We start from the raw sequence: 18,597 nt of genomic DNA on the forward strand, positions 1-18,597 counted from the left end.
CGGCCTGGCACGCTTGGTGCGTGAAGCACAGACGTCTCGCCCTCGCCGCCGTCGCGGCCCTCGTCCTGACCGGCTGCTCCGGTTCCCCCTCCGGACCCGAGAAGGGGCTCGACGACCCCGCGAAGAAGGACATCGCCATGCGGCTCGTGTCCAGCGCGGAGAACTCCACCCTGGACTGGAAGGCCCAGTACGCGTACATCGAGGACATCGGCGACGGCCGCGGCTACACCGCCGGCATCATCGGATTCTGCTCCGGCACCGGGGATCTGCTGAGCGTGGTCGAGCGGTACACGGCGAAGCGTCCGGGCAACGCGCTCGCGGAGTTCCTGCCGGCGCTGCGCGCGGTCGAGGGCAGCGACTCGCACGAGGGGCTCGGCGAGGCGTTCACCGACGCCTGGGCGGACGCGGCGAAGGACGCGGCCTTCCGGTCGGCGCAGGACGCGGAGCGCGACAGCACGTACTTCGGTCCGGCGGTCGAGCGGGCCGAGGCCGACGGGCTCAGCGCCCTGGGGCAGTTCATCTACTACGACGCGTACGTGATGCACGGGTACGCCGACGCCACGGGCACGGTCGGCTTCCGGACGATACGCGCGCAGGCCCTCGCCGAGGCCGATCCCCCGTCCGGGGGCGGCGACGAGGAGGAGTATCTGAACGCCTTCCTGGACGCCCGGGTGGCCGCGATCCGCAAGGAGCCCTCGCACAGCGACACCAGCCGGGTGGAGACCGCCCAACGCCGTTTCGTACGCGAGGGAAAGCTCCAGCTGGAGACTCCACTGGCGTGGAAGGTCTACGGCGAGAGCTTCCGCATCGACGGAAGCTGAACGGGACGCCGGTGCGGAGGCCAACCGGGTGCCAGGGGGGTTACCGCACGCTCCGAAGCCTGATAGGAAAGCTTCCTAACAGAACATCGGAACGGCGAACTCCCCTGGGAGGACCGGTGCATCACCCCCACACCAGCACCTCACGTCGCACCACCCGACTCACCCGCACCACCCGTACCGTCGGACTCGCCGCGCTGGCCCTCGGGCTGGCGTTCACGGCGATCCCGGCCACCACCGCCCACGCCGGCGCCCCCACGCGCCCGGCCGCACACCTGGAGGCAGCCGCGACCGGTCTCGACGACCCCGCGAAGAAGGACATCGCGATGCAGCTCGTGTCCAGCGCGGAGAACTCCACGCTGGACTGGAAGGGCCAGTACGGCTACATCGAGGACATCGGCGACGGCCGCGGCTACACCGCCGGCATCATCGGATTCTGCTCCGGCACCGGGGACATGCTCGCCCTGGTGGAGCTGTACGCCGAGCGGGAGCCCGGCAACGTCCTGGCCCCGTACCTGCCCGCCCTGCGCGCGGTGGACGGGACCGACTCGCACGAGGGGCTGGACCCCGGCTTCACGGGCGCCTGGGCCGAGGCCGCGGCGGATCCCGCGTTCCAGCAGGCCCAGAACGACGAGCGCGACCGGGTGTACTTCGACCCGGCCGTGCGCCAGGGCAAGGCCGACGGCCTCGGCACGCTCGGCCAGTTCGCGTACTACGACGCCCTCGTGATGCACGGCGGCGGCAGCGACAGCACGAGCTTCGGGTCGATCAGGGAGCGGGCGCTCGCCCGGGCGAACCCGCCGTCCCGGGGCGGCGACGAGGTCGCCTACCTCGACGCGTTCCTGGACGCGCGGGTCTGGGCCATGGAGCAGGAGGAGGCCCATTCGGACACCAGCCGGGTGGACACCGCCCAGCGGGTGTTCCTGCGGGACGGCAATCTGAACCTGGACCCGCCGCTGGACTGGCAGGTCTACGGCCAGAGTTTCCACATCGGCTGACAGCCGGCCGACGCGACGGCCGTGTGCGGCTGACGCCGTGCGCCCGGTGCGCGTACGTGTTCCCCCGGCGGGTTCCCGTACGCGCACCGGTGCCGGTGCCGGTGGGTCAGTGGGCGACGGGCAGGGCCATCGGGTCCTTCGGCTGCTCGCTGTCCGCGGCTCCCGGCTCGTGGTCCGCGTCGTCGGCGTCCGCCGGCCGGCCCCAGTGGTTGAAGGCCAGGTTCAGCACGATGGCCACCACACACCCGGTGGAGATGCCCGAGTCCAGGACGACGAGCAGGTCCTTCGGGAACGCGTGGTAGAAGTCCGGCGCGGCGATCGGGATGAGGCCGACGCCGACGGCCGCCGCGACGATCAGGGCGTTCTCGCCCTTCTCCAGGGCGGCGGTGGCCAGCGTCTGGATGCCGCTCGCGGCCACCGACCCGAAGAGCACGATGCCGGCGCCGCCGAGGACGGGCAGCGGCACGAGGGCGATGACGGACGCGGCCACGGGGACCAGCCCGAGCAGCACCAGGATGACTCCGCCCGCGGCGACGACGAACCGGCTGCGGACCTTGGTCATGGCGACAAGACCGATGTTCTGGGCGAACGCACTGCACATGAAGCCGTTGAAGAGCGGGCTGATCGCGCTGCCCAGGGTGTCGGCCCGGAGCCCGCCCTCGATGGTGCGCTCGTCCGCGGGCCGGCCGACGATCTTGCCGAGGGCCAGCATGTCGGCGGTGGACTCGGTCATACAGACCAGCATCACGATGCACATCGAGATGATGGCGGCGATCTCGAACTGCGGTGCGCCGAAGTGGAACGGCGTCGGGAAGCCCACCACGTCCGCGTCGCCCAGGGCCCCGAAGTCGGTGATGCCGGCGGGGATCGCGATGAGCGTCCCGACGACCAGGCCGATCAGGATCGCGATCTGCTGGAGGAAGCCCCGCAGCAGTTTGCGGAGGGCCAGCACGATCACGAGGGTGACGGCGGCCATCATGATGTTGGTCGTCGAACCGTAGTCGGCGGCGGCCGCGTTGCCGCCCTGCGACCAGTTGAAGGCGACCGGCAGCAGGGAGACACCGATCAGGGTGATGACGGTGCCGGTGACGACGGGCGGGAAGAACCGCACCAGTTTGCAGAAGTACGGGGCGAGGACGAAGCCGAGGAGGCCGGCGACGATGATCGCGCCGAAGATGACGGCGATGCCGTCGTGGCCGCGGTCCTTGCCTATCGCGATCATCGGGGTGACCCCGGCGAACGAGACGCCGTTCACGAACGGCAGCCGGGCGCCTATGCGCCAGAAGCCGAGGGTCTGGAGCAGGGTGGCTATCCCCGCGGTGAAGAGGCTCGCCCCCATGAGGAAGGCGGTCTCCTTGGCGCTGAGGCCGACCGCCGGCCCCACGATCATGGGCGGGGCCACCACGCCCGCGTACATCGCGGCGACGTGCTGGAGGCCGCTGGTGAACATCCTCAGGGGTGGAAGCGTCTCGTCGACCGGGTGTTTCCGGTCCGGTGCCCCTTCCCCTGTGCTGACTGCGTCTGCTTCTGCTTCGACTGCGTTCTTACGAAACCTGGGCGTAGCTGCCACGGCTTCCTCCGGTCGGGTACACGTCGGGCGACGTGGGTGTCAGGGAGGTGGTGCTGAGTGGTGCGTTGGTGCAGGTCGTGCAGCTGGTGCGGGCAGCTTGGAGCTCACCTGTGCGGATGCGCGTACGTACGGACGTGCGCGCATCCGCACAGGCTGCCGTGGACCTGAGGGTCCACGGCGGCCGGCCGAGGGCCGTCCCCCTCGGCCGGCCTGTCAGGGGGTGCGGAGCATCAGGCTCCGGCGGCGATCTGCGCCAGTCGCCTGGCCTCGTCGCGGGTCGCGCGGGCGATGACGTCCTCGTCCACCGTGGTCAGGTGGTCGTCCTCGACGACGGTCCTGCCGTTGACGAGCGAGAGGGTGACGGGGGCCGCCGCGCCGAAGACCAGGGCGGTGACCGGGTCGGCGATGGAGGCGTGGGCCAGGGTGTCCAGCTTCCACAGCACGAGGTCGGCCAGCTTGCCCGCTTCCAGGGAGCCGATCTGGTCCGCGCGGCCCAGCACCTGGGCGCCGCCGTACGTCCCGAGGCGCAGCGCCTGACGGGCGTTCAGGGCCTTCTCGCGGTGCGCGCCGAGGCGGTTGACCAGGAGGGCGTTGCGCAGCTCCGTGTGGAGTTCGCCGGACTCGTTGGAGGCGGTGCCGTCGACGCCGAGCCCGACCGGGACACCCGCGGCGAGCATGTCGGGGACGCGGGCGATGCCCGCGGCGAGCCGGGCGTTGGAGGACGGGCAGTGGGCGACCCCCGTGCCGGTGCGGGCGAAGGCGGCGATGTCGGAGTCGTTCATGTGGACGCAGTGCGCCATCCACACGTCGTCGCCGAGCCAGCCGGTCGACTCGAAGTAGTCCGTGGGCCCCATCCCGAACAGCTCCTTGCAGAACTGCTCCTCCTCGACGGTCTCCGAACCGTGGGTGTGCAGCCGTACGCCGCGCCGGCGCGCCAGCTCGGCTCCCTGGCGCATCAGTTCGGTGGACACGGAGAACGGCGAGCAGGGGGCCACGGCGATCTGCGTCATCGCGTCGAACGAGGTGTCGTGGTGCTCGTCGATCGCGGCCTCGGTGGCGGCGAGCGCCCCGTCGAGGGTCTCCACGGCGAAGTCCGGCGGCAGCCCGCCGTCCTTCTCGCTGCGGTCCATGGAGCCACGGGCGAGCGTGAAGCGTACGCCCATGTCGCGGGCCGCGCCGATGATCGCGCCGGACAGGTCGCCGGAGCCACGGGGGTAGACGTAGTGGTGGTCCATCGCGGTGGTGACGCCGCCGCGGGCCATCATCGCGAGCGACCCCTGGGCGGCCACGCGGGCCATCGGCTCGTCGATGCGCGCCCACGTCGGGTAGAGCGCGACCAGCCAGTCGAAGAGGTTATGGTCGGTCGCCAGGCCCCGGGTGATCCACTGGTAGAAGTGGTGGTGGGTGTTGACGAGGCCGGGTGTGACGAGGTGGCCGGTGCCGTCCACGCGGCGTACGACGTTCGTCAGGCCCTCCGGGGCCTTGCCGGCGCCGACGGACTCGATGCGGTTGCCCGCCACGACGATGTGCCCGGACGCGTATTCGGTGTCGTGGGCGTCGACGGTGGCGATCGAACAGTTCTCGATGACGATGCGCTGCGGGTCTGCCGATGCTGCCATGGCGCTTCCTTCTTCTTTCCGGGGATGTGTGGGCACGGCAGGACCCTAGGAGGATTTGAGTGCCACAGCGTGACGGCTGTGGGTGCCGAGATGATGGAAGAACAGATTGAGCAGGACCGCCACGAGCGCTCCCGCGCTGATCCCGGAGCCGAGCACCGTCTGTGCCCAGGACGGGAATCCGGCGTAGAAGGCGGGTGCGGCGAGCGGGATGATGCCCGCGCCGAGTGCCACCGCCACCAGGATGATGTTGGAGCTGTCGTCGAGGCCCGCCTCGGACAGGGTCCGGATGCCGCTCACCGCGATCGAGCCGAACAGGACGATGCCGGCGCCGCCGAGGACGGGCATCGGGACGAGCGAGACGACCGCTCCCAGGACGGGGAAGACGCCCAGGACGATCAGTGCGCCGCCCGCGGCGGCGACCACGTACCGGCTGCGTACCCGGGTCAGGGAGACGACACCGACGTTCTGCGCGAAGGCGCTGGTCGGGAAGCCCCCGAAGACGGGGCCGAGGAGGGTGGCGACGCCGTCGGTGCGCAGGCCGCGGGTGAGGGTGGGGCCGTCGGTGCGCCGGTCACAGATCTCGCCGAGCGCCAGCATCCCGGCGGACGACTCCGTCATCAGTACGAGCATCACGATGCACAGGGAGAGGATCGCGGCGGGCTGGAACTCGGGCGGCCCGAAGGCGAAGGGCGTGGGCAGCGCGGCGAGGGGTGCGGAGCCGAGGGCGGAGAAGTCGGCGAGTCCGAAGGGGACGGCGGCCAGGGTGCCGACGAGCATGCCGGCGAGCAGCGCGGTCTGCTTGACGAAGCCGCGTCCGAAGCGCTGGATCAGCAGGATGACGACGAGGGTGAAGGCGGCCAGGGCCAGGTACTTCATGGCGCCGAAGTCGTCGGCGGTGGCGTCTCCGCCCTGGGCCCAGCCGACCGGGACGGGCATCAGCGTGACGCCGATGAGGGTGATGACGACCCCGGTGACGAGCGGCGGGAAGAAGCGCAGCAGCCGCCCGAAGAAGGGTCCGACGGCCAGGCAGAAGACGCCGGCGACGAGCACCGCCCCGTAGATGGCGGGGAGTTGGTGGCCGGGGGCGCTGGTCTCGGCGATGGCGAGCATCGGCGCGATCCCGGCGGAGGACGCCGCGTTGACGAACGGCAGCCGGTTCCCGGCGAAGCGTCCGGCGCCCAGTGTCTGGAGCAGGGTGGCGAGTCCGGCGATCAGGAGGCTCGCCGCGATCAGCCGGGTCATGCCGGCCGCGTCGAGTCCGACGGCCTGTCCGATGATGAGCGGAGGGGTGACGACGCCCGCGTACATGGCGGCGATGTGCTGGAGCGCGGCGGGGAGGAGCCGCGAGGGCGGAAGCTTTTCGTCCACCGGGTGAACTGCCGTGCCGGCAGCGGCCGGTGTCGGTGTACATGGGCCTTTCGCCGGCCCCGTTGCAGGCTGTGCCATGGAATGTCCCTCCGGGATGACCGGCCCCCGTCCCGCTGGGGGCGGGGGCCGGTTCAGCACCGCGTCAGAGGTTGGTCATGTCGACCGGGATCTTCGGCTCGACGCCGTCCCGGAGCACCGTCGCCTCGATGAGGCCGTACGGGCGGTCGGCCGCGAAGTACACCTCGTTGTCGTTCTTGAGGCCGAACGGTTCGAGGTCCACCAGGAAGTGGTGGTTGTTCGGCAGCGAGAAGCGGATCTCGTCGATCTCGCTGCGGCTGTTGATGATGCGCGAACCCATCTGGTACAGGGTCTGCTGGAGGGAGAGGGAGTACGTCTCCGCGAAGGCCTGGAGCATGTGCTTGCGCGTCTGCTCGTAGGACTTCTCCCAGTTCGGCATGCGCTCCTCGTCGCTGGTCCAGTTGTAGCGCCACCTGGCGGAGACGTCGGTCGCGAGGATGCGGTCGTACGCCTCCTTCAGCGTCGTGTACTTGTCCTTGACGTAGCCCCAGAACTCCGAGTTGGTGGAGTTCATGACGGTGAGGTCCTTGAGGCCGGAGATGACCTCCCACCTCTCGCCGTCGAAGGTGATCTGGGTGGTGCGCGTCTCCTGGCCCTTGCGGACGAAGGAGTGCTTGACGCCGTCGGCGCCGATGAACCGGGAGTTGCCGTCGGAGGTCGCGATGCGCTCCCAGGCGTACTCCTCGATCCGGATCCGGGCCACCTCGATCGGCTCCTGCGAGGTCACGAAGTGCCGGGCGAGGTGGATGCCGAACTGCTCGGCGGACTCGATGCCGTGTTCCTTGGCGAAGGCGAACACCGTGTTCTTGGTGGTGTCCGTCGGCAGGACGTTGGCGTTGGAGCCGGAGTAGTGGACGTCGTCCATGTCGCCGGAGAGGGCGACCGAGACGTTGAGGTCCTTGATGTGGTGGGTGTCGCCGTCCCGCGTGATCTTGACGACGCGGTTCTCTGCTTTGCCGTACTGGTTCTGGCCGAGAATCGTGGGCATTGTCTGCTAGCTCCCTCGGTAAACGGAGTAGCCGAACGGGTTGAGCAGCAGCGGTACGTGATAGTGCTCGCCCGGGGTGACGGCGAATGCGATCGCCACCTCCGGGAAGAACGCGCCGCTGTCCCTTACGCGGGGGGCGTCCTGCTGCGCCTCGGCTTGCTTCTTCGCGGTGAAGTACGACTCGGTGTCGAAGACGAGCCGTACATGGGTGGTTCCTTCCGGCAGGGCCGGCAGGTCTTTGCAGCGCCCGTCCGCGTCGGTCGCGGATCCGCCGAGCGCCACGTACTGCGCGTCGCCGCCGCTGCGGGCGGCCAGGGAGACGGTGACGGCTTCGGCGGGACGTCCGATGCTGGTGTCCAGGATGTGGGTGGACACCGATGCGGTGGTGTCGGTGCTCAAGACCGTCACGCTCCTTGTTCTCTTCGGGTGGTACGAGGTCTCAGGAGTCCTGCACGAGGCGGGTCAGCCGGATGCGGTTGATCTTGCCCAGCTCGGTGCGGACGATCTCGCGTTCCTGCTCGGGCGAGTTGCCGATCCGCGCCCTCAGCGCGTCCCGCATCTGTTCACCGGTGGCTCCGGTGGCGCAGATCAGGAAGACATGTCCGAACCGTTCCTGGTAGGCCAGGTTGAGTTCGAGCATCTCCGCCTTGAGCTCCTCGGACGCACCGGCCATCCCCCGCTGCTCACGGGCGGAGGCCGGGTCCCCCGGCTTGGGGCGGCCGATCGGCGGGTGACCGGCCATGGCCTCGGCCAGGTCCTCCGGGGAGAGCTCGGCCATGGCGGCGTCGCTCGCGGAGAACAGGGCTTCCGGACCGTCGTACGGCCGGTGGGTGAGGATGAAGCTTCCCCATGCCGCACTGGCGCACACCTCGTGCAGCGCGGCTGTGGCCTCTCCGGCCGCCAGGGTGTTGAACCGGGCGAGGCCCGGTGTGGAGCTCGTAGTCACGGGAGCCTCCGTGGCTTTTTCGCTGTGCGTTGTCGGGCTGCGGATAGCTAACGCCCTCCGCAACACCACGTCAACAGTTTGTTGAAATTCCACGAACAGATGATGCCGCCGCCCGGACTCCCGGACGACGGCATTGCACCGCATTACGTCGCGCTACTCGGCCTTGGCGGCATTGTCCCGGTTCAGGTAGTTGTAGACCGTGAAGCGGCTGACGCCGAGCGCGCCCGCCACGGTCTCCACACCGTGGCGCACGGAGAAGGCACCGCGTGCCTCCAGGGTGCGTACGACGCCCTGCTTGGTCTTGCGGTCCAGCTCGGCCAGCGGCATCCCGTGCCGCCGTTCCATCGCGGCCAGGATGTGGTCGAGCGATTCGGAGAGCTGCGGCAGCCGTACGGCTATGACGTCGGCGCCCTCCCAGGCGAGCACCACGTCCTCGGTGGTGGCCTGCTCGGGGGCGAGCAGTTCGGCCCCCATCGCGTCGACGAGCGGCTTCACCGCGGTGACCAGCGGGTGGTCGGCCGGTCCGGTCACGGGGTGTCCTCCCCGATCACGTTGAGCTGGAGGGAGACCCGGGTGGCGCCGGATTCCAGGGCCTTGCGCAGCAGTGAGTCCACGGCGGTGAGGACCTCGTCCGCGCCCCCTTCGGCGGTGTTCCCGAACGGGCCCACGTCCACCGCGTCCAGGTCGGCGGTCTGGATGACCTCGCGGGCCACCACCGCGTGGGCGGGTGCCTCGTCGAGATCGAAGGGCTCGGTGGTGAATTCCACCCTCAAGCGCACGGTGCCTCCCTGATGTCCCGCCGCGTCCCTCGGCTCGCACGGCTCGTCCCGACCCTAAGGCACACCGGCACCGCGCCGGAGAGCCCGAACGAGCCCTCCCGGACGCCCCGCGCCCTCACGGCCCGGCCTGGATGTCCCCCCGGGTGGACGACGCGATCGGGTCGCCGTGCGCGAAGTCCCCGGGCGGGATCCCCGGGTGGTGCCCGTCCCTGACCAGCGGGGCGGTGGCGGCGGCCGGGCCCAGCGCCAGCCGGGAGACGATCCGGTAGCGGTCGCCCCGGTAGAGCGAGTGGACGTACTCCACGGGCTGCCCGGCGGTGTCCGAGGTCAGGCGCTCGAAGAGCAGGGCGGGAGAGAGCTCGGGGACCTCCAGGAGCTGGGCCTCCGCCCGGGTGACGACGGTGGGCTCGATGGCCTGGACCGCCTCGCGGACATGCACCCCGTGGGTGTGGCGCAGGTGCTCGTAGAGGTCGCCGTCCTCCAGCTCCTGCGCCGACAGGCCGGGGACGAGCGCCGCCCTGATGTGCAGGTGCTCGATGGCCATCGGGGCGCCGTCGACCAGGCGCAGCCGTGCGACGTACACGATCTCGTCGGCGGGCGACATCCGCAGTTTGCGGCCGACCCGGGCGCCGGCCTGGAGGGTCGTGAACTCCAGCAGCCGGCTCGACCAGGCCCCGGCCGCCTGCGGAACACTCAGGGCGAGGTCGGCCGAGACCAGCTCCTGGGTGATCTTCCGCGGTGCCACGAACATCCCGCGGCCGTGCTCGCGGACGAGCAGCCCGGCGGCCACCAGCTCGTCGACGGCGGCCCGCAGGGTCGGGCGGGACACGCCCAGCAGGGCGCACAGGGACCGCTCGGACGGGATGGCGTCGCCGGGGCTGCGGCTCTCGATCAGCTCCAGGACCGCGTCGCGCGCCCGTTCCCGCTTGAGCACCGTCCCCGGTACGTCGGCTTTCATGCGTTCCCCTTCGCGCGTCCCGTTCCCTTTACCAGTTGAGCCAACGATGACCACTGGTCAGGAGGAGTCTATCCACTTCCGTCGGCAAGAACAGGGGACGGTGGACACCAGATGGTCCAAAACGCCTTTGTACGCAAGGGGTTGACGACCTCATTGGTCTATGCCACCTTCATCCACCACCAAGAGGTGAGCTGTCCAGTGGGCTTCACTGGTCAGGTGGTCAGGTCTCTGCTCCCGTTGAGGTGAACCGTGAAGTACCGCTTGCTTGCCGGTGTGTCCGCGCTCGTGACGGCCGCCGCTCTCAGTGCCTGCAGTTCGGGCGGCGACAGCGCCGACGAGGCCGGGGGCGTGACGACGGTCGATGTGTGGCTGATGCGCGACAGCGTCTCGGCCGCGTTCCAGAAGGAGTTCACCGAGGGGTTCGAGGCCGCCCACCCCGACATCGACGTCAGGATCCAGATCCAGGAGTGGGACGGCATCGGCCAGAAGATCACCGCCGCCCTGGCGAGCAACGACGCCCCGGACGTCATCGAGGCGGGCAACACGCAGGTGGCCCAGTTCGCAGAGAGCGGCGGGCTGCTGGACCTCAGCGACAGGAAGGACGAGCTGAACGGCGACGACTGGCTGAAAGGGCTGGCCGAGCCCGGTGCGTACGAGGGGAAGCAGTACGGCATCCCGTACTACGCGGCCAACCGGGTCGTGATCTACCGCAAGGACCTGTTCGAGAAGGCCGGCGTCGACGCCGCGCGGATCACCACCCGTGACGCGTGGATCGACGCCACCACGAAGCTGAACAAGGGCGGCACCCAGGGCATCTACCTTCCGGGCCAGCTCTGGTACGCCCTGGGCGGGTTCATCTGGGACGAGGGCGGCGACTTCGCCACCGAGTCGGGCGGCACCTGGAAGGGCGCGCTCGACACCCCCGAGGCGCAGCGGGGCATGGCCTTCTACGCGCAGCTCCAGGCGCTCGGCAAGGGCCCCAAGGACTCCGACGAGGACGATCCGCCGCAGGCCGAGGTGATGGCGCAGGGGCAGGTGGCGCAGGTCATCTCCACCCCCGGCGGGGCCAATGTGGTCGTCGAGAACAATCCGGAGCTCAAGGGGAAGCTGGGCTTCTTCCCGATCCCGGGCAAGACCGCCGGCACCCCCGGCGCGGTGTTCACGGGCGGCTCCGACCTGGTCGTCCCCGCCGCGTCCGGTCATCCCGAGGCGGCGGTGACCTTCATCAAGGAGCTCACGGGCGACGCCTGGCAGAAGAAGCTCGCGGTGGCCATGAGCTATGTGCCCAACCGGACCTCCCTCGCCCCGGCCGTGGCGGGCGACCCGGGTGCCTCGGCGATGGCAGTGGGCGCGGCGAACGGGCACGCGACGCCGAACACACCCGGCTGGGCGGCGGTCGAGGCCGAGAACCCGGTCAAGGACTACATGACCGCCGTCCTCACCGGCGGTGACGCGGCCGAGGAGGCGGCCAAGGCCTCCGCGGACATCACCCGGGCCATGAACTCCGGCTCCTGACCTGCCCGTCCGTTCCCGACACCGAGAGGAGGCCCGCCGTGCCGGCTGTACGTGAGCGGCCCGCTCCACGCGTCACCCGTCCCCCGCAGGCACCACCGGGGCGGCGGCCCGGACGGTCCCCGCAGGGGCTCTGGCCGTACGCCCTGATCGCCCCCGCGATCGGCGGCATGCTCTATCTGCTGGTGTACCCGCTGGTGCGGGCCGTGGTGATCTCCCTCCAGGACTTCCGGCTCCGCCAGCTGATCAGCGGGGACGCCGAGTTCGTGGGGCTGCGCAACTACCGGACGCTGCTGTCCGACCCGCGCTTCTGGGAGGTGACCGGCCGGACCTTCGTCTTCATGGCCGTCAACGTCGTCCTGATCATGGTGATCTCGACGCTGGTCGCCCTGATGACGGAGCGCCTGGGACGCGTCGGCCGTACGGTCGTGCTCTGTTCGCTGGTGCTCGCCTGGGCCATGCCGGTGGTCGCGGCCACGACGGTCTTCCAGTGGCTGTTCCACTCGGAGTTCGGCATCGTCAACCAGCTGCTGACCGCGCTCGGTTTCGGTTCCTTCGACCGCTATCCGTGGTTCGCGAACGGTACGGCGTCCTTCACGATCCTGGTCCTGCTGATCGTCTGGCAGTCCGTGCCGTTCGCGGCGGTCACCCTCTACTCGGCGCTGACGACCGTCCCCGTCGAGCTGTACGAGTCGGCCCGCCTGGACGGCGCCTCCGGCGCCCGCATCTTCCGCTCGCTCACCTTCCCGATCCTGCGGCCGATCTTCATGCTGGTCCTCTCCCTGGAGGTGATCTGGACCTTCAAGGCGTTCGTCCAGATCTGGGTGATGACGCGCGGCGGCCCCGGCGACGCCACCACCATCCTGCCCGTGTACGCGGTCCAGACGGCGCTCTCCAGCCAGCGCTACGACCTGGGCTCCGCCGCGTCGATGATCACCGTGGTCCTGATGTCCGGGGTGCTGGTCCTCTACTTCCGCCAGATGTTCCGTCAGGAGGACGAGCTCCGATGACCCTGCTGCGCCCCCGTGTCCGGCGGATCCCGCTGAACGCCGCCGCCGTCGTGACCGTCGTGGTCTGTCTGTTCCCCGTGTACTGGATGATCTCCACCGCCTTCAAGCCGTCCCGGGACATCCAGTCCGCCGAGCCCCGGCTGATCCCCTACACCTGGACGCTGGACCACTTCCGGCGGGCCGTCGAGGCGGACGGCTTCGAACTGTTCTGGCGCAACAGCGTCCTGGTCACGCTGGGGGCGGTACTGCTCTCCCTCGCCGTGGCGCTCGGGGCGTCGTTCGCCGTGGCGCGCCTGCGGTGGAAGGGCCGGCGGCAGTTCATGCTGCTGGTCTTCGTCGCCCAGATGGCGCCCTGGGAGTCGCTGATCATCCCGATCTACATCATCTCCCGCGACACGGACATGCTCGACCGGCTGCCGACGCTGACCCTCGTCTACTTCATGATCACGCTGCCGTTCACGATCGTGGTGCTGCGGGGGTTCCTCGCGACCATCCCGCCGGAGCTGGAGGAGGCCGCCCAGGTCGACGGCTGCACCCGGACCGGCGCCTTCGTGAGGGTCGCGCTGCCGCTGCTCGCCCCCGGCTTGATGGCGACCTCGCTCTTCGGATTCATCACCGCCTGGAACGAGTTCGCCTACGCCAACTTCCTGATCATCAAGCAGCAGGACAACCGCACCCTGCCCGTCTGGCTCTCCTCCTTCCAGAACACCTTCGGCACCGACTGGGGCGCGACCATGGCCGCCTCGACACTCTTCGCCCTGCCCGCGCTCGTGATCTTCCTGCTGCTCCAGCGCCATGTGACCTCCGGTTTCGCTGCCGGCGCCGTCAAGGGCTGAGCCCGCCGGCGTACCCGCGAACCGTCCGAAACCCCCTGCCCCGGAGGCCCTCCGTGCCCGCATCACGCCCCGAGCTCTCCCTCGTCCCCCGGCCCCGCAAGGTCTCGCCCCGCCCCGGCCGCTTCGTCCTGGGTCAGGACACCTCCGTACGCGCCCTGCCGGGTGCGGAGGGAGCGGCGCACCTGCTGCGTACCCTCCTGGGGCCGACGACCGGCCTGCCGCTGCCGCCCTCGGCCGACGGCCGTGTCGTCCTGGCGCTCGACCCGCACCTCGGCGGGCTGGGCGACGAGGGGTACGGCCTCACGGTCGGCCCGGAGGCGCTCCTGCTGCGGGCCGCCCGGCCGGACGGGCTGCTCCGGGGCGTCCAGACGATCCGTCAGCTCCTGCCGCCCGAGGCGCTGTCGGGCGGTGCGCGCGGAGTGTCCTGGGAGCTGCCGTGCGTCGAGATCAGCGACGTACCCCGGTACCCGTGGCGCGGCGCGATGCTCGATGTCGCCCGGCACTTCCAGCCCGTCTCCTATCTGCGCCGGTACGTGGACCTGATGGCGCTGCACAAGCTCAACGTCCTGCATCTGCACCTCACGGACGACCAGGGCTGGCGGATGCCGGTCGACGCGTTCCCCCGGCTGACGTCGGTGGGCGGGCACCGGGCCCAGTCCCTGTCCGACGGGGTGCCGCACGCGGGGTCGTACACCAGGGCGGAGCTGAGTGACCTGGTCCGGTACGCCCAGGATCGGGGGGTGACGGTCATGCCGGAGATCGAGATGCCCGGCCATGTGCGCGCCGCCCTCGCGGCCTACCCCCACCTGGGCAACCACCCGGAGCGGAACCTCGACGTGTGGACCCGGTGGGGCGTCTGCGACACCGTGTTCGGCGTGCACGAGGAGGTCTTCGACTTCTGCCGGACCGTGCTGGAGGAGGTCATGGACGTCTTCCCCTCCCCGTACGTCCACATCGGCGGCGAGGAGTGCCCGACCAGCGAGTGGGAGGAGAGCCCGACGGCCCGTGCCCGCGCGGCGGCCGAGGGGCTCCGGGCCCCCGCGGATCTGCACGGCTGGTTCATGGGCCGGATCGGCTCGTTCCTCGTGGAGCACGGCCGCCGGCCGACCGGCTGGGCGGAGACCGGGAGCGAACTGCCCCCCGAATTCACCGTGATGACCTGGCGCGACCCCGCGCACGCCCTCACCGCCGCGCGGCGCGGGCACCAGGTGGTCACGGCGCACCACCGCGCCACCTATCTGGACTACGCCCAGTCCACGGATCCGGCCGAGCCGCCCGCCCAGCGGGGCGACCCCGTCCCGCTGTACGCCGTCCACGCGAACGAGCCGGTGCCACGGGGCTGGGAGCCCCACGAGGCGGCCCGCGTCCTGGGCACCCAGGCGCAGCTGTGGACCGAGTACGTGACGACACCGGACCGGATCGAGTACCTCACCTATCCCCGGCTGTGCGCCCTGGCGGACCGTGCCTGGTCCGGCGGGCGCGGCGACTGGGCCGGTTTCGTCGAGCGGCTGCGCGACCACACCGCCCGGCTGGACGCCCTCGGCGTCCGCTACCGCCCTCTGACCACGCGGTCCCTGGCGACCGCCTCCGCAGGTACAGCGCGACCCCCTCGGTAGCACTTCCCCCACCGTTCCGGAGAGGAACACCGCCATGAGGAGCACCCCCATGAGGACATTCCGCAGGAGCCGTATCCGCGCGGCGTCGGCCGCCGCCGTCACCCTGGCCCTGGGCTGCACGGCCCTCGCCGCCCTGCCGTCGACCGCCGGTGCGGCGGCGGCCGGCGGGCTCGTCGTCCAGTACCGTACGAGCGCGTCGGGCGCGACGGCCGACCAGAGCGAGCCCTGGCTGAAGGTGCGCAACACGGGGAGCGCGAGTGTGCCGCTCTCCGACGTCAAGGTGCGCTACTACTTCAAGGGCGAGTCCGCGTCGGCGGCGTACAGCTTCGCCTGCTCCTGGGCGGTGAAGGGCTGCGGCAACATCACCGGGACCTTCAAGCCGCTGGCGAACCCGACCGCCACCGCCGACCGCTATCTGGAGATCGGCTTCACCTCCGGCGCGGGTTCGCTGGCGCCGGGCGCGGACACCGGGGACATGCAGCTGCGCTTCCACCGCGCGGACTGGCAGACGCTCGGGCAGAGCGACGACTACTCCTTCGGGCCCGAGCGGACCACGTACGGCGACTGGCCGAAGGTCACCGCGCAGCTGGGCTCCGTCACGGCCTGGGGCGAGGCTCCCGGGGGCGGGGGTCCGACCGACCCGACCGATCCCCCGACCGACCCGCCGGCCGACGGGCCCACCCTGTTCGACGACTTCGACTACAGCGGCCACACGGATCCGAAGATCGCGGCGCACGGCTGGAGCGTCCGCTCCAACTCAGGAGGCCCCGGGGTGCCGGGTGCCGTCTGGGCCCCGGAGAACGTCACCTTCAGCAGCCAGGGCGGCAATTCGGTGATGAACCTGGAGACGTCGACGGCGGGTACGGGCGCCTCCACGGTGCAGACCGAGATCCTCACGCAGTCCACGAAGTTCCGCAACGGCACCTATGCGGCCCGGGTGAAGTTCAGCGACGCCCCGAGGTCGGGGCCCGACGGGGACCACCTCGTGCAGACCTTCTTCACCATCAACGACCTGAAGGCGCCGATGGCGGACGACTACGCCGAGTACGACTTCGAGTACCTGCCCAACGGCGGCTGGGGCGAGCCCTCGAACATCCTCTACACCACCTCCTGGGAGACCTACCGGCCCGACCCGTGGGAGGCCGTCAACCAGCACAGCGAGGCACGGCAGAGCTATGCCGGGTGGCACGACCTGGTGGTGACGATCGACGACTCCGCCATCACGTACTACATCGACGGCCAGCTCTTCGGCACGCACGGGGCGCAGTACCTCCCCGAGCGGCCGATGTCGATCAACTTCAACCAGTGGCTGATCGATCTGGCGGGCCAGAGCAGCACCACGCCCCGCTCGTACGACCAGCAGGTGGACTACGTCCTGCATGTGAAGGACCAGGTCCTCTCACCCGCGCAGGTGTCGGCGCTGGTGGGCGAGTACCGGGCCTCGGGCACGACGTTCGAGGACACGGTACCGGGGGCCTGACCAGGCAGTTGTGAGCAGGAGCGGGGCGGAGGGCGCACGGGCCTCCGCCCCGCTCCCGTCTGTCCGGAATTCGGGTGCCCTCTTGACAGCCTCACCGGACTCCAGGCAATCTTCCATTAAGCAGAAACAAACTTCCGCGATACGGAAGGAGCGCACGATGGGTTTCTCGGACCAGCGCTTCGATGTGAACCTCTCGATCCTCTTCACCGAACTCCCGCTCCTGGAGCGCCCCGCGGCGGCGGCCGCCGCGGGCTTCACGGCGGTCGAGCTCTGGTGGCCGTGGATCGAGACCCCCACCCCGGCGCAGGCCGAGCTCGACGCCCTGAAGAAGGCGCTCGACGACGCGGGCACCCAGCTGGTGGGGCTGAACTTCTACGCGGGCCGGCTCCCGGGCCCGGACCGCGGGGCGCTCTCGCTGCCCGGCGAGGAGTCCGACCGCTTCCGCGCCAACATCGACGTGGCGGCGGACTTCGCGGCCTCGGCGGGCTGCACGGCGCTCAACGCGCTGTACGGCAACCGGGTCGAGGGCGTGGACCCCGCCGTCCAGGACGAACTCGCCCTGGAGAACCTGGTCCTGGCCGCCCGCGCGGCCCACCGGATCGGGGCGACCCTCCTGATCGAGACCCTCAACGCCGTGGAATCGCCGCTCTACCCCCTGGTCAGCGCACCGGCGGGCATCGAGGTCGTCGACCGGGTCAACGAGGCGACGGGCCTGGGCAACGCCACGTTCCTGCTGGACCTCTACCACCTGTCGATGAACGGCGAGGACCTCAGCCAGGTGATCAAGACGTACGCCGCGAAGACCGGCCACGTCCAGATCGCCGACAACCCGGGGCGCGGTGCGCCCGGCACCGGCTCGCTCCCGCTGGAGCGCCTCCTCGACGAGCTGACCGAGGCCGGTTACGCCGGCCGCGTCGGCCTGGAGTACAAGCCCGGCGACCGGCCGAGCGCCGAGGCCTTCGGCTGGCTCCCCGCCGAGGCCCGCGCCTCCCGCTGAGGCCGGCCCCTCCCCCGTACACACGCTCACCGGAAGGCACCCTCATGAGCAGCAACCTCCCCAAGGTCGCCTGGATCGGACTCGGCATCATGGGCTCCCCCATGTCCGAGAACCTGATCAAGGCCGGATACCAGGTGACCGGCTACACCCTGGAGCAGGACAAGATCGACCGGCTGGTGGCGGCGGGTGGCACGGGTGCCGCCTCGATCGCGGAGGCCGTGCGCGACGCCGATGTCGTCATCACCATGGTGCCCGCGTCCCCGCAGGTCGAGGCCATCGCGTACGGGCCGGACGGCATCCTGGAGAACGCCCGGCGGGGCGCCCTGCTGATCGACATGTCCTCCATCACCCCGCAGACCTCCGTGGACCTCGCATCGAGCGCCGGGGACAAGGGCATCCGCGTCCTGGACGCCCCCGTCTCCGGCGGTGAGGCCGGTGCGATCGAGGCCGTCCTGTCCATCATGGTCGGCGGCGAGCAGAGCGACTTCGACGCCGCGAAGCCGCTGCTGGACGCGCTCGGCAAGACCATCGTGCTGTGCGGGCCGCACGGCTCCGGCCAGACGGTGAAGGCGGCCAACCAGCTGATCGTCGCGGTCAACATCCAGGCCTGCGCCGAGGCCGTCGTCTTCCTGGAGAAGTCCGGGGTGGACCTCGCCGCCGCGCTCGACGTGCTGAACGGCGGGCTCGCCGGCTCGACGGTCCTGACCCGTAAGAAGGACAACTTCCTCAAGCGGGACTTCGCCCCCGGCTTCCGGATCGACCTGCACCACAAGGACATGGGCATCGTCACGGACGCCGCTCGCAACGTCGGCGCGGCACTGCCCGTCGGCGGGGTCGTGGCCCAGCTGGTGGCCTCCCTGCGCGCGCAGGGCGACGGCGGCCTGGACCACTCCGCGCTGCTGCGCTCGGTCGAGCGGCTCTCCGGCTCCCAGGTCTGACACCCCGGCCCGGCCTCCCACGGCCAGGGCCCCCCGAACTCCGGGCCGCGGTGGCGCTGACACCTGTCCTGTCGCGCCCAGGCGCC

18 protein-coding genes are annotated in these 18,597 nt (G+C 70.5%); 9 read left to right on the top strand and 9 right to left on the bottom strand.

What is annotated here, in order from left to right:
- Positions 1-20 precede the first annotated feature (20 nt).
- Both ACZ607_RS06965 and ACZ607_RS06970 read left to right on the top strand, forming a co-directional pair.
- Positions 21-821 (top strand): chitosanase, encoded by an 801-nt coding sequence (locus ACZ607_RS06965; RefSeq protein WP_469732537.1) that lies wholly within the window; start codon positions 21-23, stop codon positions 819-821.
- A 116-nt stretch (positions 822-937) separates the two neighbouring features.
- The gene (locus tag ACZ607_RS06970) at positions 938-1,816 is read left to right on the top strand and encodes a chitosanase (protein ID WP_469732539.1); all 879 of its coding nucleotides are present in this window, start codon (positions 938-940) and stop codon (positions 1,814-1,816) included.
- A gap of 106 nt (positions 1,817-1,922) precedes the next feature.
- On the opposite strand, the gene ACZ607_RS06975 is transcribed toward ACZ607_RS06970, so the two are convergent.
- The 9 genes from ACZ607_RS06975 to ACZ607_RS07015 form a co-directional block, all read right to left on the bottom strand.
- Positions 1,923-3,386: a nucleobase:cation symporter-2 family protein gene (locus ACZ607_RS06975; RefSeq protein ID WP_469732541.1), complete on the bottom strand. Its 1,464-nt coding sequence runs from the start codon at positions 3,384-3,386 to the stop codon at positions 1,923-1,925.
- Positions 3,387-3,616: 230 nt separating this feature from the next.
- A complete protein-coding gene (locus ACZ607_RS06980) occupies positions 3,617-5,005 on the bottom strand; it encodes an 8-oxoguanine deaminase (RefSeq protein WP_469732543.1) in 1,389 nt (462 codons plus the stop codon).
- A 45-nt stretch (positions 5,006-5,050) separates the two neighbouring features.
- Positions 5,051-6,451, bottom strand: a complete 1,401-nt coding sequence (locus tag ACZ607_RS06985) for a nucleobase:cation symporter-2 family protein (protein ID WP_469732545.1) — start codon at positions 6,449-6,451, stop codon at positions 5,051-5,053.
- Between the two features lie 64 nt (positions 6,452-6,515).
- Positions 6,516-7,439, bottom strand: coding sequence for a factor-independent urate hydroxylase (gene pucL, locus ACZ607_RS06990; RefSeq protein WP_469732547.1), 924 nt, complete (start codon positions 7,437-7,439; stop codon positions 6,516-6,518).
- A gap of 6 nt (positions 7,440-7,445) precedes the next feature.
- A complete protein-coding gene (uraH, locus tag ACZ607_RS06995) occupies positions 7,446-7,838 on the bottom strand; it encodes a hydroxyisourate hydrolase (protein WP_099175053.1) in 393 nt (130 codons plus the stop codon).
- Positions 7,839-7,878: 40 nt separating this feature from the next.
- The gene (uraD, locus tag ACZ607_RS07000) at positions 7,879-8,385 is read right to left on the bottom strand and encodes a 2-oxo-4-hydroxy-4-carboxy-5-ureidoimidazoline decarboxylase (RefSeq protein ID WP_469732549.1); all 507 of its coding nucleotides are present in this window, start codon (positions 8,383-8,385) and stop codon (positions 7,879-7,881) included.
- 153 nt (positions 8,386-8,538) lie between these two features.
- Positions 8,539-8,916, bottom strand: coding sequence for a helix-turn-helix domain-containing protein (locus tag ACZ607_RS07005; protein WP_469732551.1), 378 nt, complete (start codon positions 8,914-8,916; stop codon positions 8,539-8,541).
- On the bottom strand, positions 8,913-9,164 hold the full coding sequence (locus ACZ607_RS07010) for a YkoF family thiamine-binding protein (protein ID WP_469732553.1): 252 nt from the start codon (positions 9,162-9,164) through the stop codon (positions 8,913-8,915). The genes ACZ607_RS07005 and ACZ607_RS07010 overlap by 4 nt, the downstream gene beginning before the upstream one ends.
- A 115-nt stretch (positions 9,165-9,279) precedes the next feature.
- Positions 9,280-10,122 (bottom strand): GntR family transcriptional regulator, encoded by an 843-nt coding sequence (locus tag ACZ607_RS07015; RefSeq protein WP_469732555.1) that lies wholly within the window; start codon positions 10,120-10,122, stop codon positions 9,280-9,282.
- Positions 10,123-10,371: 249 nt separating this feature from the next.
- Here ACZ607_RS07015 and ACZ607_RS07020 point away from each other — a divergent pair, with 249 nt between their 5' ends.
- The 7 genes from ACZ607_RS07020 to ACZ607_RS07050 all read left to right on the top strand — a co-directional run bounded on the left by ACZ607_RS07020 (position 10,372) and on the right by ACZ607_RS07050 (position 18,511).
- Positions 10,372-11,637 (top strand): extracellular solute-binding protein, encoded by a 1,266-nt coding sequence (locus ACZ607_RS07020; protein WP_469732557.1) that lies wholly within the window; start codon positions 10,372-10,374, stop codon positions 11,635-11,637.
- 38 nt (positions 11,638-11,675) lie between these two features.
- Positions 11,676-12,644, top strand: coding sequence for a carbohydrate ABC transporter permease (locus ACZ607_RS07025; RefSeq protein WP_469732559.1), 969 nt, complete (start codon positions 11,676-11,678; stop codon positions 12,642-12,644).
- Complete coding sequence (locus tag ACZ607_RS07030; protein WP_469732561.1) at positions 12,641-13,480, top strand: carbohydrate ABC transporter permease; 840 nt, start codon at positions 12,641-12,643, stop codon at positions 13,478-13,480. Before ACZ607_RS07025 ends, ACZ607_RS07030 begins: the two co-directional genes overlap by 4 nt.
- A gap of 53 nt (positions 13,481-13,533) precedes the next feature.
- Entirely contained in the window at positions 13,534-15,096 is a 1,563-nt protein-coding gene (locus ACZ607_RS07035) for a beta-N-acetylhexosaminidase (RefSeq protein WP_469732563.1), read from the top strand.
- Positions 15,097-15,145: 49 nt separating this feature from the next.
- Positions 15,146-16,576 carry a cellulose binding domain-containing protein gene (locus tag ACZ607_RS07040; protein WP_469732565.1) on the top strand — a complete coding sequence of 477 codons (1,431 nt, stop codon included), beginning with the start codon at positions 15,146-15,148 and terminating at the stop codon, positions 16,574-16,576.
- A 157-nt stretch (positions 16,577-16,733) separates the two neighbouring features.
- Positions 16,734-17,573, top strand: coding sequence for a TIM barrel protein (locus ACZ607_RS07045; protein WP_469732567.1), 840 nt, complete (start codon positions 16,734-16,736; stop codon positions 17,571-17,573).
- A 44-nt stretch (positions 17,574-17,617) separates the two neighbouring features.
- A complete protein-coding gene (locus ACZ607_RS07050; RefSeq protein WP_469732569.1) occupies positions 17,618-18,511 on the top strand; it encodes a 2-hydroxy-3-oxopropionate reductase in 894 nt (297 codons plus the stop codon).
- The last annotated feature ends 86 nt before the right edge of the window (positions 18,512-18,597 follow it).

This window comes from Streptomyces sp. NPDC104381 (assembly GCF_055583745.1).

Coding starts and splice junctions, on each gene's coding strand:
- ACZ607_RS07050 (WP_469732569.1), top strand. CDS start 17,618: ATGAGCAGCAACCTCCCCAAGGTCGCCTGGATCGGACTCGGCATCATG.
- ACZ607_RS07045 (WP_469732567.1), top strand. CDS start 16,734: ATGGGTTTCTCGGACCAGCGCTTCGATGTGAACCTCTCGATCCTCTTC.
- ACZ607_RS07030 (WP_469732561.1), top strand. CDS start 12,641: ATGACCCTGCTGCGCCCCCGTGTCCGGCGGATCCCGCTGAACGCCGCC.
- ACZ607_RS06980 (WP_469732543.1), bottom strand. CDS start 5,005: ATGGCAGCATCGGCAGACCCGCAGCGCATCGTCATCGAGAACTGTTCG.
- ACZ607_RS07015 (WP_469732555.1), bottom strand. CDS start 10,122: ATGAAAGCCGACGTACCGGGGACGGTGCTCAAGCGGGAACGGGCGCGC.
- pucL (WP_469732547.1), bottom strand. CDS start 7,439: ATGCCCACGATTCTCGGCCAGAACCAGTACGGCAAAGCAGAGAACCGC.
- ACZ607_RS06985 (WP_469732545.1), bottom strand. CDS start 6,451: ATGGCACAGCCTGCAACGGGGCCGGCGAAAGGCCCATGTACACCGACA.
- ACZ607_RS07040 (WP_469732565.1), top strand. CDS start 15,146: ATGAGGACATTCCGCAGGAGCCGTATCCGCGCGGCGTCGGCCGCCGCC.